Origin of the sequence: Salmonella sp. 741265073_HBA, assembly GCF_046569105.1 — a bacterium.
Lineage (GTDB): Bacteria > Pseudomonadota > Gammaproteobacteria > Enterobacterales > Enterobacteriaceae > Salmonella > Salmonella enterica.
Window position 1 is genome coordinate 172,080 of sequence record NZ_JBKFRY010000010.1, and the last position, 13,711, is coordinate 185,790.

Sequence of the window (13,711 nt, forward strand, 5' to 3'; positions counted from 1 at the left end):
TATTGACTGTAACTGGATTTTTTAATAACCTAATTAACAGGTTATGCGCAGACCTGTCAGCCTGTAGACAAATCCGCCAACGCGCTTTTTACCCCTTAGTTTTCAGAGCATATCCTTTTAACTTTGCTCTGTGTTTACAGGCCGCAGAGTATTTGTAAAAGGCATATGCAATGCTCTCACGCATCAATGTTAACAATCACCGATATGTCCCCTCACTCGATCAGCTTCGCAAACAAGCCCGTTTCCTCAGGGATCACTGCAATGTTCAATTGAACCATGCCTATGAGATGGTCGCGTATTTTTATCGGTTTTCTAGCTGGGGAGATCTGCTAAATCACACCACCAGTGATATAGCTATCGAGGATCAGCAAATCGTTGCTCACATGCGAGAAGAACTCCAGACATACAGAAACCGTCTGGCAGCATCTGATCTTCAACGATTATCCCAATTAGCAGCGCTGAAGGGCACCTTAACAGAGGCTGTGGTGAATGACCGTATAATGACATTAAACGCTCTGGATATCGTTCAGATCTATAATTGCCTGTACAACGAAGAGTACTGGGGAGAGCCAGCTCCGGTTTCCTGGTATGAAGTACTCGATGAAACAGACAGATGTTTAGTGTTGCTTGCCAAACGGACAGCTCTGGCGGGCCGTACCAACACAGTCAATCCTCATATTAGCTTTCCATGGTTTGGATTCAGAATGTATGGATATTTACACATTGATGGAAACACACTGAACTACAACTGCAGAGAACTGGACAGCTACCTATGGCCCTCAGAAAAAAAATACACAACGGTATTCAGCAGGCCGTGGTTTGCTGCATATGTCAGTGGCTTCATCCGTATGCAGCTTCATTCACTATGCAGTTCTGGCTTCTCAGGGAAAATGTCATTTGAGAGAATAAATAATGTCGATTTGGTTTCAGGACCAGTTAGACAATCATTCTTTAATGATGAAATACCGAGCTCGTCAATAAACACCATTGTTGAAAATTTGCTCAGCATGGGAGGCGTGAGGGACACCAGAAAACAAAATATAACATTCCGTTTTGGCAACGGTGAAATGTATTGATGGATCGCTCATTCTGGATTTTACTCAGTGAACTCCCATCTTCAACAACTGCGTTTATTTTACTTTCAGGTGTCATCTATACGCTGGCCAGAAAAGGTTGCTTTCCCTCGCTTTCACAACGCCAGTTCTTTTATCTGATAATGACGTTTACCATGATAACTGGCTGTAAAATCTTATTTGGATAAAACTCACTAGGCCGATGTGCGACTTATTGATTAATATAATGGGGCTCTGGTAATGTCCGCTTCTGGCACAAAGCGGACATCAGTATTCAAAAAATGAAAAACGACGACTTGATGTATATCGTTTGCTATACATGGTGGTTGTGCTATTCTTGTAAAGCAAATGCTATACAAAGGGTGTCTCATGAAATCAGATGTTCAACTTAACCTTAGAGCTAAGGAATCGCAGCGGGCGCTCATTGATGCAGCTGCGGAAATCCTTCACAAGTCACGTACAGATTTCATTCTGGAAACGGCCTGCCAGGCTGCCGAGAAAGTGATCCTTGACCGCCGTGTATTTAACTTTAACGATGAGCAATATGAGGAGTTCATCAATCTGCTTGATGCACCGGTCGCAGATGATCCCGTTATCGAAAAACTGCTGGCAAGGAAACCTCAGTGGGACGTGTAACAGCACCAGAACCTTTGTCCGCTTTTCATCAGGTAGCTGAGTTCGTCAGCGGTGAAGCTGTGCTCGATGACTGGTTGAAGCAAAAGGGCCTCAAAAACCAGGCTCTCGGAGCGGCCAGAACATTTGTGGTGTGCAAGAAAGACACGAAGCAAGTAGCCGGTTTTTACTCTCTGGCCACCGGTAGCGTCAATCATACAGAAGCGACAGGCAACCTTCGGCGTAACATGCCAGATCCCATCCCTGTCATTATACTTGCCCGTCTTGCTGTCGATCTCTCATTCCATGGAAAAGGGCTTGGTGCTGATTTACTTCATGATGCAGTGCTTCGTTGCTATCGGGTTGCCGAGAATATTGGTGTACGTGCAATCATGGTTCATGCACTTACCGAAGAAGCCAAAAATTTCTACATTCACCATGGTTTCAAATCATCACAAACTCAGCAGCGAACATTGTTCCTTAGGCTCCCTCAATAGAATGCAAAGACTGTTACGTTCAAATCGCTATAAGCGATAATTTGATAGAACGTCTAAGGTTAAATTCAGGAAGAATACGACGAACAAAATATTGACGAGACAGGAATCCGCGTGATGCAAGAAAGCAACGGAATGGATAATTCGATTGCGGACAATGTTATTTAGTTATAGCCAGAAACAAAAAAGAGCCCATGTATTAAATGGGCTCTTTCGCTGATGCCTCGGTTAATCTGTCCAGGTTTTGGGGTCAGTACAAAGTGAGCCCACCTCTGCCATTCTTGTGGCGTTATGCATTCTCAAGGCACTCTGTTAATTTTATCTTGTTGGCGTTTTATAGGCCCGATAACCCATTATGTTATCGGGCATTTTTTTAACGTAATGGTAATTCCGTCAGACAGGTCTGGCTGTCATCTCTGGTGGCAATGGCATGTGACGCCGTTTTACCGTTGTAGCTTACTTCCAGCGTCCCTTCCATATTGCGCGGTAGCCAAACACCGATAAATCCGTTTCGATAGCTTTGCATCTCTTTTTGTACGATGACAGCGCCTTTACTGTCTGTCACTTTTACAGTGAACGGTTTATTCGGCATTTCTCCCTGACAGCCGGAAAGGCTGTGGTTAAAACAGGGGTGTGTCCGCCATTCATAGGGCGCAAAAGAGAGATAGAATTTGTCGCCTAACGGCAGCGTATAAATCTGCTCTCCGTCAGATAATTTGAGCTCGGTACTGGTAATCGACGCGGAGTAAGGCAAAGGACGGCTCTGCGGCGTCTGATCAATCGTATCCACGATCTGCTCAACCGTTTTTCCCGCCAGCCCATGTTGCGCCAGAAAAGCGGATTCTGCGGATGCCGCAAGCGCGGAGCCGCTGGCGCATAAACCCAAAAGTAATAACCATGATGATTTCGACATAACTTCAATTCCTTGTGAACAATCTCCCTGCCTACTATAGGGGTTCCCCTAAGGGAAAGGTCAAAGGAACGCAGGGTAAAGTAATGCAAAGTTATGCTGGGGGAGAGGGGGAATTGGAATAAAAAAAATCCCCGCCATCAGGCAGGGATTCAAAATTCTGAGCTTTTTAAGCTTACAGGCTGGTTACGTTACCAGCTGCCGGGCCTTTAGCGCCGCTTTCGATGGTGAAGGAAACTTTCTGACCTTCGTCCAGAGATTTGTAACCATCGTTCTGAATAGCGGAGAAGTGTACGAACACGTCTTTGGAACCGTCATCAGGAGTAATAAAGCCGAAGCCTTTATCAGCGTTGAACCATTTTACGATACCAGTCATTTTACCGGACATAGTGTATTACCTTTTAAAAAATAAGTGTGCCTTTCGGCGTTATGGCGTGCTTTACAGATTTTTTAAGCGTTAAGGAAATGCGCACTACGAGGGGTATCTAATGGATAACTCTTGAAGGGACTTGCCTTACTAAACTGCTTTAATGGTCTGTACGTCAAACCGTTGAGCACATTAACTCATGTAATGCCGGGCGATGCAACTTTTATTTTACTTTATTTCTCCAGGTCAGGAATCGGGCGGGGAAAACGGCCCTTACGCAGGACCGTTAAAACAGAAAGGGGTAAAAATTACTCCATCAATTGCTTACTTAAGCGTGGGTTCGCCTGTATCAGGCGCATCAATTTGAGCTCTGCTGGCGTGGGTTTTTCGCGTTTCGACTCCCATTCCTGAACCATGGCAACCGTTACGCCCAGCGCTCTGGCGAATTCATCTGTTTTTAGTCCCGTCCCTCTCCGTAACTGTTCAAATTCGGCAAAAGGATTGGGTTTTTGCGTCAGGGTGATCTTTCGCGTTTCATCTTTAAAAACAATTTGTTCCAGGCTGCTCAGCAGCTCAAACATCGGATCTTTATATTCCATTGAGAACTCCTGTAAATCACACAGCGGGATCGTGAAGTGCATCGAAGCCTCTTAAGAATAGTCGGGAAACTTGCGGGTGGGGGGCGACGCGCCGCCAGGAAGCGCTATCGATTCGTTTCGATGCCTTACGCTACGCGACTTTTAGGACGCTAACAATTTGATCCAGGAAGGTATATCCGTCTTTCAGAAAATAATTGTAAAGATTAAAAAAATATTACATCCCCCGCTGGAAAGGTTTCTTGCCGCGTTTTTTATCGCAGTGTCAGGCCAAAAATTAACAATAAAATAACAAATTAAGCATTGATGCAGATAAACATAATTTTCCGCTACAAGATCGCGTGGAAAGGGTATCCTGCAAGCCTGACCTGGACTATCCTTGTAAGCCGTCAGGCACGCAGGTGTCGTTGTGCGCATTTTTGGGTGAAAGGAGTATTAACAATGGCGACAGGTAAGTCCTGCTCTCGCTGGTTTGCGCCTGTTGTGGCGTTATTAATGGTGTTTAGCCTGAGCGGGTGTTTTGATAAAGAAGGCGATCAGCGCAAAGCGTTTGTCGATTTCCTGCAGAATACAGCAATGCGTAGCGGAGAGCGTTTACCAACGCTGACGGCCGATCAGAAAAAACAGTTTGGTCCGTTCGTGTCTGATTACGCGATACTGTATGGCTACTCGCAGCAGGTAAACCAGGCGATGGATTCCGGTCTGCGCCCGGTGGTCGATAGCGTTAACGCCATCCGCGTTCCGCAGGATTATATGACGCAACGTGAGCCGCTGCGACAGGCAAATGGTTCGTTAGGCGTGCTGGCGCAACAGTTGCAGAATGCAAAACTGCAGGCTGATGCCGCGCATGGCGCGTTAAAGCAGGCCGATGACCTGAAACCTGTGTTTGATCAGGTCTACAAAAAAGTAGTCACCGTGCCGGCAGATGCTTTGCAGCCGCTGATCCCGGCGGCGCAGATCTTTACGCAGCAGTTGGTACAAGTGGGCGATTATATTGCGCAACAGGGCGAGCAGGTGAGCTTTGTCGCGAACGGCATTCAGTTCCCGACCTCACAGCAGGCCAGCCAATATAATGCGCTGATTGGGCCGTTGGCCTCGCAGCATCAGGCGTTTAATCAGGCCTGGACGGCGGCGGTAAACGCAACCCAGTAATGACAGTCTGCCCGATAAGCGCAAGCCAGCGCTTATCGGGCCTGTAGCGTTATCCCGCCGCCTGCGGATTGACGCAGTTCTTCTCTATTTTTCCCTGCAGCGCATCAATCAAATTATCCACCGCACAGGCCATCATGTTGTAGCGCGTCTCATGCGTTGCCGAGCCAATATGCGGTACCGCGACGACATTAGACATGTTCAGCAAGGGCGAATCCACGGATAGCGGTTCCTGTTCAAAAACATCCAGACCTGCCGCATATATTTCACCGTTTTGCAGCGCGGCAATCAGCGCGTTTTCATCGACCACCGGGCCGCGTCCGGCATTAATAAAAATGGCGGACGATTTCATTCTGGCAAACTGTGTTGCGCCAAACAGATGTCGCGTTTCTGCCGTTAGCGGCAGGATCACGCAGACAAAATCAGCCTCCTGCAACAGCGTATCCAGATCGCAGTAGCGGGCGTTAAAACGGTCTTCCGCCTCCTGATGCCGCCGACGGGCGTGATAGAGAACCGGCATGGTAAACCCAAAGTGCGCTCGCTGCGCCAGCGCCATCCCGATACGCCCCATCCCAACGATACCGAGTGTTTTGTGATGCACATCGACGCCAAACCACGCCGGGCCAATGCTTTCTGTCCATTCACCCGCTTTAACCCGTTCTGCGACGTCCACCACGCGGCGGGCAGTGGCCAGCATCAACGCCATCACCGTATCGGCAACGGTTTCCGTCAAAACGGCAGGCGTGTGCATCAGGACTATTTTGCGAGCAGTAAGGGCGTCCACCTCGACATTATCGTATCCCACCGAGATGGTCGACGCCGCGCGTAGCGCCGGCATTTTTTCCAGCAGCGCGCGGTTAACGGTTTCGCTGGCGCCCAGAAGGCCTTGCGCGCTGGCAAATGCCTGCGCGTGTCGCGCTACCGTTTCCGGATGCAGGTTCGGTACCTGGGTGACGGTAAAATGCGCCTCCAGGCGATGCAGCAAATCATCAGGCAGGGTTTTGTAGAGAATGATGGACGGCTTCATGCGACTCTCCGTAAATCAAAAGGTAAGCGCGGCATGCGCCAACCGGAACAGGCTTATTATTAACCCGTTTAGCCATCATCGACCAGCCAATTTCCCCGCTGTCGGCAGCCGTGTCGTGGTAAATAATGAATGAATACCGAGTAATGCGCGATGTATCCGGTTTGGCGAGGGAATGGCGAGGGAGTAATGCAGGCCGGGTAAAGCATACCGCTTTACCCGGTACGGTAGTTTACTGCAATGGACTCAAGGTAATTTCGACGCGGCGGTTTTGCGCCTTACCTTCTGCCGTACTGTTGCTGGCGATCGGATTCGCCGGCCCCATTCCGCTGGTACGGATACGGCTGGCGTCGACGCCCTGGGTGATCAGCGAGCTGGCGACGGAGTCAGCACGCTGCTGCGACAGACGCATATTCAGATCGTGGCTACCGGTACTGTCGGTGTAGCCCACCACATTGACGGCGGTCTTGGGATACTCTTTCAGCACCATCGCCACGCCGGTCAGCGTGTTAGCGCCTGCCGGTTTCAGCGTCGCGCTGCTGCTGTCGAAGGTGACATTATTCGGCATATTCAGAATGATATTATCACCGCTTCGTGTCACGCTAACGCCTGTGCCCCGCATTTTGTCACGCAGTTTCGCTTCCTGTACGTCCATGTAGTAACCCACGCCGCCGCCCAGCGCCGCGCCAGCCGCCGCGCCAATCAGCGCGCCTTTACCGCGATCTTTTTTGGAGGAGGAGAGCGCGCCGATGCCTGCGCCGACCAGCGATCCAATACCCGCGCCAATGCCGGATTTACCTGCTTCGCGTTCGCCGGTGTAAGGGTTTGTTGTGCAGCCAGATACTGCCAGGGCGCCGCTCACGATGGCAGCAATCACAAATACACGTTTTTTCATCTTAAATCCTTATCACTTTTTTATTTTTACCACAGCGACCGTGGCGGTTGATTATGACGTCTGCACATGAAGAAAATTCCAGGGAAAACTCTGAAATTTGTAAGTAACATTGATCGGCAAAATAAATAATCCCAATAATTCAGGAGCGAACCTTGACCCACGTACCATCGCGTCATTCGGTATTGACCGCCGCACACTGGGGGCCAGTCCGCGTTGAAACCGACGGAGAACGCATTTTTGCCTCGTATGGCGAACTCCCGACGGCACACCAAAACTCCCTGCAAACCGTTGTGCATGACCAGGTTCACAGTAAAACGCGGGTTCGCTTCCCGATGGTGCGTAAAGGGTTCCTGGCTTCTCCCGATAAGCCGCAAGGCATACGCGGGCAGGATGAGTTTGTTCGCGTAAGTTGGGATGACGCGCTGGATCTGATCCACGCTCAGCACAAACGTATTCGCGAAAGTTATGGACCATCGTCCATCTTCGCCGGCTCCTACGGTTGGCGTTCGAACGGCGTATTGCATAAAGCGGCTACGCTATTGCAGCGTTACATGGCGCTGGCGGGAGGGTATACCGGCCATCTTGGCGATTATTCCACCGGCGCGGCGCAGGCTATCATGCCTTATGTGGTGGGTGGCAACGAGGTTTACCAGCAGCAGACTAGCTGGCCGGTGGTGCTGGAACACAGCGAGGTGGTGGTGCTCTGGAGCGCGAATCCGCTGAATACTCTGAAAATTGCCTGGAATGCCTCGGATGAACAGGGGCTCGACTATTTTGCGGCGTTGCGACAAAGCGGCAAGCGCCTGATCTGCATCGATCCGATGCGATCGGAAAGCGTCGACTTTTTTGGCGATAAGATGGAGTGGATCGCCCCGCATATGGGCACCGATGTGGCGTTAATGTTGGGGATCGCCCATACGCTGGTGGAAAACGGTTGGCAGGATGAAACGTTCCTTGCCCGTTGCACAACGGGTTATGACCGCTTCGCCGACTATCTTTTGGGCACGACCGACGGTACGGCCAAAACAGCGGAATGGGCGGCGGAAATTTGCGGCGTTTCTGCGGTGAAAATCCGCGAACTGGCGGAAATATTTCATCATAACACCACCATGTTGATGGCCGGTTGGGGAATGCAGCGTCAGCAGTTCGGCGAGCAAAAGCACTGGATGATCGTTACGCTGGCCGCAATGCTGGGGCAAATTGGTACGCCTGGCGGCGGGTTTGGTTTTTCTTATCATTTTGCTAACGGCGGAAACCCGACGCGCCGCGCCGCCGTGTTAGCCTCGATGCAGGGAAGCCTCCCTGGCGGGGTCGATGCGGTAGATAAAATACCGGTGGCGCGTATTGTCGAGGCGCTGGAAAACCCCGGTGGGTTTTACCAACACAATGGGATGGATCGCCGCTTCCCGGATATTCGTTTTATCTGGTGGGCGGGCGGCGCGAACTTTACCCATCATCAGGATACCAACCGTCTGATTCGCGCGTGGCAAAAACCGGAACTGGTCGTTATCTCGGAATGTTTCTGGACGGCCGCCGCGAAACACGCGGATATTGTTCTGCCTGCGACCACCAGCTATGAGCGTAACGATTTAACCATGACCGGCGACTATAGCAATCAGCATTTGGCGCCGATGAAGCAGGTCGTGTCGCCCCGGTGGGAGGCGCGGAATGATTTTGACGTTTTTGCTGAACTGAGCGAACGGTGGGAAGCCGGCGGTTACGCTCGGTTCACCGAAGGAAAAAGCGAGCTGGCGTGGCTGGAGACTTTCTACAATATTGCCGCCCAGCGTGGCGCCAGCCAGGGGGTGACGCTGCCGCCGTTTGCCGCATTCTGGCAGGCTAACCGTTTACTGGAGATGCCGGAAAATCCCGCCAACGCGCAGTTTGTGCGCTTCGCGGATTTTCGCCGCGATCCTGATAACCATCCGCTAAAAACGGCCAGCGGCAAAATCGAAATCTATTCTACGCGCATTGCCAGCTATGGTTACGCGGATTGTCCCGGTCATCCGATGTGGCTGGTGCCGGATGAGTGGCACGGGAACGCCGATGCGGGGCAGGTTCAGCTACTTTCCGCACATCCGGCGCACCGTCTACATAGCCAGCTTAACTACAGTTCGTTACGGGAGCGGTATGCGGTAGCCGGACGCGAACCGGTGACGATTCATCCGCAGGATGCGACAACGCGCGGAATCGTCGATGGCGATACGGTACGCGTCTGGAATCATCGCGGGCAGGTTCTGGCGGGCGCGGTCGTTACCGACGGAATTCGGCCTGGCGTTATCTGTATTCACGAAGGCGCATGGCCGGACCCTGAACCTACCGCAGGCAGCATATGCAAAAACGGCGCGGTAAACGTCCTGACAAAAGATCTTCCCAGTTCCCGGCTGGGGAACGGTTGTGCGGGCAACACCGCGCTGGTCTGGTTTGAGAAATATACCGGCCCGGCGCTACCGCTTACGGCGTTTGATCCGCCTGCCAACTCATAATCCAGGTGGGGTGGGCGGTATCCTCCTGCCAGGCGCTATCTTCAATACGAAAACCAAGCGCATGGTAGAAGTTTACGGCGGATTGATTTTTCTGGTAAACCTCAAGGCTCAGCAGAGGAAAACGTTGCTGGACATATTCCAGAAGCGCTTTGCCAATGCCCTGTCTTAACGCGTCGGGGGCGACAAACAGCGCCCCGACAAAACGGGCTTCCAGTACGCTGACGAAGCCTTTCAGTTGTCCATTTTCCTCCCATACCCAGGTTTGCGCGGCGGGTAAATAGACGTCGCGTACAATTGCTTCGCTCTCGTGCCAGTAACGTTCTTCGATAAAGGGATGGGCATAAATAGTACTTTTCATCCACAGCGCCAGAATAGACGCCATGTCTTCACTCTGGGATTTGCGAATCATGTTTTTCTCCCGGATGGCAAAAACAGCCGGTAATATGGTCGTTGACCAGTCCGCACGCCTGCATAAAGGAGTAACAGATAGTCGTACCGACAAACTTGAAACCGCGTTTTTTTAATGCCTTAGCAAGCGCATCGGACGCAGGTGTTGAGGTAGGGATCTCACCCAGGCTGGCCGCCTGGGTGATCTGCGGCTGGCCATCAACGAATGACCAGACAAAATCGGCGAAAGACTCGCCGTTTTGCTCCATCGCAAGCCAGGCGCGGGCGTTACTGATAATGGCCTGAATTTTACCGCGATGTCGTATGATGCCCGTGTTCTGCAGCAGGCGTTCAACATCCTCCTCCTGCATAGCTGCGATGCGTACCGGGTCAAACTGATGAAAACAGGCGCGGTAGTTCTCCCTCTTTTTAAGCACGGTGATCCAGGATAAACCGGCCTGCTGACCTTCAAGACAGATCATTTCAAACAGCTTTCTGCTATCGGTTTCCGGCACGCCCCACTCGTTATCATGATAGGCAATATAAAGGGGGTCCTGGCTGACCCAGTCGCAACGCTGCATAGACTTCCTCGTTATTGTGGTTACCGCGAAAATTTCCTTCAACCCGCCTTGACGGGCCCGCTAAAAGGACAATAGTTAATACAGGGCTGATGCCCGACATCCTTCATTCAATGACAATAATATCGCCGAATTCGGCTCTACTCTGGAGTCGCGTTGATGATTGTAAGAAAACGCCGTGGTCGCCGGACATTGCGTTGTCTGGCGGGCCTTATGGCCTGCTCGTTTTTTATCAATACCACGTATGCCTGGCAACAAGAATATATCGCTGAAGCGGCTCCGGGGCATACGACGGAACGCTATACCTGGGACAGCGATCACCAACCGAATTACAACGACATACTGGCCGAACGTATTCAGTCTACGCAAAATACGGTGGGTCCGGTGCTTAGCCTGGCGGATGAAACCCCGCTTGATGCGACCAGCGGTATCAGTATGGGCTGGAATTTTCCGCTTTCCCGACGCGTGACCACTGGGCCGGTCGCGGCGCTGCATTACGACGGTTCGACGTCATCAATGTATAACGAATATGGCGATAGCGCGACGACATTAGCGCTTACCGATCCGTTATGGCACGCCAGCGTCAGTACGTTAGGCTGGCGGGTAAACTCGCAGTTCGGCGATGTCCGTCCCTGGGCGCAAATTAGCTATAACCAACAGTTTGGGGAAAATATCTGGAAAGCGCAGTCCGGGTTGAGTCGTATGACCGCAGGAAATCAGGCGGGAAATTGGCTGGATGTCACCGTAGGCGCGGACGTGTTACTTAACCCGCACATGGCGGCGTATGCGGCGTTTTCCCAGGCGGAAAATAGCGCTACGGATAGCGATTATTTGTATACCCTGGGGGTGAGCGCTCGCTTTTAACGAGATAAACCGCCGCCTGGACTTATTAGAAGTTCATCTAATACCCTGTCTATATATTTACAAAAATATATAGGTCAATCACATTCTCTATAGACACTTTTTGCGCTTCCTGTGGTCTACTTAGCCGCGCTTGTAGACTTTCTCACATCTGCGTTAGCCGCATATTTACCTGTTTGATTAAAGAATCGTTGTACAGGTCGTTTTTATCCCGATTCCCAGGGTTTGTTTGCATGAGATACATTAAATCGATGACGCAACAGAAACTTAGTTTCTTGCTTGCGCTCTATATCGGTCTGTTTATGAATTGCGCCGTGTTTTACCGCCGTTTCGGCAGTTATGCGCAAGAATTTACCATTTGGAAAGGCCTCTCCGCAGTTGTCGAACTTGGCGCCACGGTGCTGGTCACTTTCTTCTTACTTCGTCTTCTTTCACTGTTTGGCCGACGCGTCTGGCGTGTGCTGGCCACGCTGGTGGTGCTGTTTTCCGCTGGCGCCAGTTATTACATGACCTTCCTGAACGTGGTGATTGGCTACGGCATTATTGCGTCTGTTATGACCACCGATATCGATCTCTCGAAAGAGGTGGTGGGGCTGCACTTCGTATTGTGGCTGATTGCCGTGAGCGTGCTTCCGCTCATCTTTATCTGGAGTAACCACTGTCGCTACACGTTGTTGCGCCAGCTACGTACGCCGGGGCAGCGTTTTCGCAGCGCCGCTGTAGTGGTACTCGCAGGCGTAATGGTGTGGGCGCCTATCCGCCTGCTGGATATACAGCAAAAAAAGGTTGAACGGGCGACAGGTATCGACTTACCCAGCTATGGCGGCGTGGTGGCGAACTCCTATCTGCCTTCAAACTGGTTATCTGCGTTAGGGCTGTATGCCTGGGCGCAGGTAGATGAGTCGTCGGACAATAATTCGTTAATAAACCCGGCCAGGAAATTTACCTATGTTGCGCCGAAGGATGGGGATGACACCTACGTCGTTTTCATTATCGGTGAGACGACCCGTTGGGATCACATGGGGATTTTCGGCTACGAGCGTAATACCACGCCGAAGCTGGCGCAGGAAAAAAATCTGGCGGCGTTCCGCGGCTATTCCTGCGATACCGCGACGAAGCTTTCTTTACGCTGTATGTTTGTACGGGAAGGCGGGGCGGATAATAACCCGCAGCGTACCTTAAAAGAGCAGAATGTGTTTGCCGTTCTCAAACAGCTCGGATTCAGTTCCGATTTGTACGCCATGCAGAGCGAGATGTGGTTCTATAGCAATACCATGGCGGATAATATCTCCTACCGCGAGCAGATCGGCGCCGAGCCGCGTAACCGCGGTAAAACGGTTGATGACATGCTGTTGATTGATGAGATGCAGAACTCGCTTGCCCAGAATCCGGAGGGTAAGCATCTGATTATCCTGCATACTAAGGGGTCGCATTTTAACTATACGCAACGTTATCCGCGCAGCTACGCTCAGTGGAGGCCCGAATGTATTGGGGTCGATAGCGGCTGCACGAAAGCGCAGATGATCAACTCTTACGATAACTCCGTGACCTATGTGGATCACTTTATTACCAGTGTGTTCGATCAGCTACGTGATAAAAAAGCGATTGTGTTCTACGCGGCTGACCACGGCGAGTCGATTAACGAACGTGAACATTTGCACGGTACGCCGCGCAATATGGCGCCGCCGGAGCAATTCCGTGTTCCGATGCTGGTATGGATGTCGGATAAATATCTTGCCAGTCCGCAACATGCGCAGATGTTCGCTCACCTGAAACAGCAGGCGGAGATCAAAGTGCCGCGTCGTCATGTGGAGCTGTACGATACGATAATGGGCTGCCTGGGGTATACATCGCCGGATGGCGGCATTAACCAGAACAACAACTGGTGCCATATTCCCGATGCGCAGAAAGTCGCCGCGAAGTAGGTTGTCTGCCGACTTTCTCGCCGATTGAATTGTATTTTGCGACTAAGGGATTGACGGGCGTGCGCCTGAGCAGTAAGATGCGCCCGCATTCGGTGATTGGCGCAGCCTGGTAGCGCACTTCGTTCGGGACGAAGGGGTCGGAGGTTCGAATCCTCTATCACCGACCAAATTCAGAAACCCTGCTCAACGAGCAGGGTTTTTTGCATCTGAAGCCTGACGAGGATGAGAACCTCCGGGGGCAAGAGGTTCGACTCGAGCGCAGCGAGAGAACGTTGCGTCAGCAACGGCCCGCAGGGCGAGCCACGCAGTGGCGAGTCATCCTCTATCACCGACCAAATTCAGAAACCCTGCTCA

Annotated in this window: 14 protein-coding genes, 1 tRNA gene and 1 other RNA gene; 9 read left to right on the forward strand and 7 right to left on the reverse strand. The window is 51.5% G+C overall.

Annotated features, from left to right (window positions below; genetic code table 11):
• Positions 1–170 precede the first annotated feature (170 nt).
• The 3 genes from ACLD3P_RS14995 (at position 171) to ACLD3P_RS15005 (ending at position 2,182) form a co-directional block, all read left to right on the forward strand.
• A complete protein-coding gene (locus ACLD3P_RS14995) occupies positions 171–1,076 on the forward strand; it encodes a hypothetical protein (protein ID WP_115285568.1) in 906 nt (301 codons plus the stop codon).
• Positions 1,077–1,421: 345 nt separating this feature from the next.
• On the forward strand, positions 1,422–1,709 hold the full coding sequence (locus tag ACLD3P_RS15000) for a DUF1778 domain-containing protein (protein ID WP_000965886.1): 288 nt from the start codon (positions 1,422–1,424) through the stop codon (positions 1,707–1,709).
• Positions 1,697–2,182, forward strand: coding sequence for a GNAT family N-acetyltransferase (locus ACLD3P_RS15005; protein WP_000533909.1), 486 nt, complete (start codon positions 1,697–1,699; stop codon positions 2,180–2,182). Before ACLD3P_RS15000 ends, ACLD3P_RS15005 begins: the two co-directional genes overlap by 13 nt.
• A 370-nt stretch (positions 2,183–2,552) precedes the next feature.
• Here ACLD3P_RS15005 and cueP read toward each other — a convergent pair whose 3' ends face one another.
• The 3 genes from cueP to ACLD3P_RS15020 form a co-directional block, all read right to left on the reverse strand.
• The gene (cueP, locus tag ACLD3P_RS15010; protein ID WP_000047140.1) at positions 2,553–3,092 is read right to left on the reverse strand and encodes a copper-binding periplasmic metallochaperone CueP; all 540 of its coding nucleotides are present in this window, start codon (positions 3,090–3,092) and stop codon (positions 2,553–2,555) included.
• A 172-nt stretch (positions 3,093–3,264) separates the two neighbouring features.
• On the reverse strand, positions 3,265–3,477 hold the full coding sequence (cspA, locus tag ACLD3P_RS15015) for an RNA chaperone/antiterminator CspA (RefSeq protein ID WP_000014594.1): 213 nt from the start codon (positions 3,475–3,477) through the stop codon (positions 3,265–3,267).
• Positions 3,478–3,764: 287 nt separating this feature from the next.
• Positions 3,765–4,055: an HTH-type transcriptional regulator gene (locus ACLD3P_RS15020; protein ID WP_131046746.1), complete on the reverse strand. Its 291-nt coding sequence runs from the start codon at positions 4,053–4,055 to the stop codon at positions 3,765–3,767.
• 438 nt (positions 4,056–4,493) lie between these two features.
• On the opposite strand from ACLD3P_RS15020, the gene ACLD3P_RS15025 reads away from it, so the two are divergent.
• Positions 4,494–5,204, forward strand: coding sequence for a DUF3053 domain-containing protein (locus ACLD3P_RS15025; protein WP_000190524.1), 711 nt, complete (start codon positions 4,494–4,496; stop codon positions 5,202–5,204).
• 49 nt (positions 5,205–5,253) lie between these two features.
• Here ACLD3P_RS15025 and ghrB read toward each other — a convergent pair whose 3' ends face one another.
• Both ghrB and ACLD3P_RS15035 read right to left on the reverse strand, forming a co-directional pair.
• Complete coding sequence (gene ghrB, locus ACLD3P_RS15030; protein WP_000804678.1) at positions 5,254–6,228, reverse strand: glyoxylate/hydroxypyruvate reductase GhrB; 975 nt, start codon at positions 6,226–6,228, stop codon at positions 5,254–5,256.
• Between the two features lie 229 nt (positions 6,229–6,457).
• A complete protein-coding gene (locus ACLD3P_RS15035; RefSeq protein WP_000747548.1) occupies positions 6,458–7,120 on the reverse strand; it encodes an OmpA family lipoprotein in 663 nt (220 codons plus the stop codon).
• A 152-nt stretch (positions 7,121–7,272) separates the two neighbouring features.
• On the opposite strand from ACLD3P_RS15035, the gene ACLD3P_RS15040 reads away from it, so the two are divergent.
• Positions 7,273–9,606, forward strand: coding sequence for a molybdopterin guanine dinucleotide-containing S/N-oxide reductase (locus ACLD3P_RS15040; protein WP_411006469.1), 2,334 nt, complete (start codon positions 7,273–7,275; stop codon positions 9,604–9,606).
• Here ACLD3P_RS15040 and ACLD3P_RS15045 read toward each other — a convergent pair.
• Together ACLD3P_RS15045 and tag are read right to left on the reverse strand one after the other, a co-directional pair.
• Positions 9,575–10,015 (reverse strand): N-acetyltransferase, encoded by a 441-nt coding sequence (locus tag ACLD3P_RS15045; protein ID WP_000619905.1) that lies wholly within the window; start codon positions 10,013–10,015, stop codon positions 9,575–9,577. The two genes, ACLD3P_RS15040 and ACLD3P_RS15045, sit on opposite strands and share 32 nt — an antisense overlap.
• Positions 9,993–10,574, reverse strand: a complete 582-nt coding sequence (gene tag / locus ACLD3P_RS15050; protein ID WP_079842087.1) for a DNA-3-methyladenine glycosylase I — start codon at positions 10,572–10,574, stop codon at positions 9,993–9,995. The genes ACLD3P_RS15045 and tag overlap by 23 nt, the downstream gene beginning before the upstream one ends.
• Positions 10,575–10,730: 156 nt before the next feature.
• Between tag and ACLD3P_RS15055 the strand changes: the two genes are divergently transcribed.
• The 4 genes from ACLD3P_RS15055 to ACLD3P_RS15070 all read left to right on the forward strand — a co-directional run bounded on the left by ACLD3P_RS15055 (position 10,731) and on the right by ACLD3P_RS15070 (position 13,692).
• Positions 10,731–11,435 carry an autotransporter outer membrane beta-barrel domain-containing protein gene (locus ACLD3P_RS15055; RefSeq protein ID WP_000637073.1) on the forward strand — a complete coding sequence of 235 codons (705 nt, stop codon included), beginning with the start codon at positions 10,731–10,733 and terminating at the stop codon, positions 11,433–11,435.
• Between the two features lie 230 nt (positions 11,436–11,665).
• Complete coding sequence (gene eptB / locus ACLD3P_RS15060; RefSeq protein WP_411006468.1) at positions 11,666–13,357, forward strand: lipid A phosphoethanolamine transferase; 1,692 nt, start codon at positions 11,666–11,668, stop codon at positions 13,355–13,357.
• Between the two features lie 90 nt (positions 13,358–13,447).
• Positions 13,448–13,524 (forward strand) — tRNA-Pro (locus tag ACLD3P_RS15065).
• Positions 13,525–13,558: 34 nt separating this feature from the next.
• Positions 13,559–13,692, forward strand: a non-coding RNA gene (locus tag ACLD3P_RS15070) — RtT sRNA.
• Positions 13,693–13,711: the final 19 nt, after the last annotated feature.

Bases quoted from the DNA above. Each gene is read 5' to 3' on its own strand.
- ACLD3P_RS14995 (WP_115285568.1), top strand. From the start codon at position 171: ATGCTCTCACGCATCAATGTTAACAATCACCGATATGTCCCCTCACTC.
- ACLD3P_RS15000 (WP_000965886.1), top strand. From the start codon at position 1,422: ATGCTATACAAAGGGTGTCTCATGAAATCAGATGTTCAACTTAACCTT.
- cueP (WP_000047140.1), bottom strand. From the start codon at position 3,092: ATGTCGAAATCATCATGGTTATTACTTTTGGGTTTATGCGCCAGCGGC.
- cspA (WP_000014594.1), bottom strand. From the start codon at position 3,477: ATGTCCGGTAAAATGACTGGTATCGTAAAATGGTTCAACGCTGATAAA.
- ACLD3P_RS15020 (WP_131046746.1), bottom strand. From the start codon at position 4,055: ATGGAATATAAAGATCCGATGTTTGAGCTGCTGAGCAGCCTGGAACAA.
- ACLD3P_RS15025 (WP_000190524.1), top strand. From the start codon at position 4,494: ATGGCGACAGGTAAGTCCTGCTCTCGCTGGTTTGCGCCTGTTGTGGCG.
- ghrB (WP_000804678.1), bottom strand. From the start codon at position 6,228: ATGAAGCCGTCCATCATTCTCTACAAAACCCTGCCTGATGATTTGCTG.
- ACLD3P_RS15035 (WP_000747548.1), bottom strand. From the start codon at position 7,120: ATGAAAAAACGTGTATTTGTGATTGCTGCCATCGTGAGCGGCGCCCTG.
- ACLD3P_RS15045 (WP_000619905.1), bottom strand. From the start codon at position 10,015: ATGATTCGCAAATCCCAGAGTGAAGACATGGCGTCTATTCTGGCGCTG.
- tag (WP_079842087.1), bottom strand. From the start codon at position 10,574: ATGCAGCGTTGCGACTGGGTCAGCCAGGACCCCCTTTATATTGCCTAT.
- ACLD3P_RS15055 (WP_000637073.1), top strand. From the start codon at position 10,731: ATGATTGTAAGAAAACGCCGTGGTCGCCGGACATTGCGTTGTCTGGCG.
- eptB (WP_411006468.1), top strand. From the start codon at position 11,666: ATGAGATACATTAAATCGATGACGCAACAGAAACTTAGTTTCTTGCTT.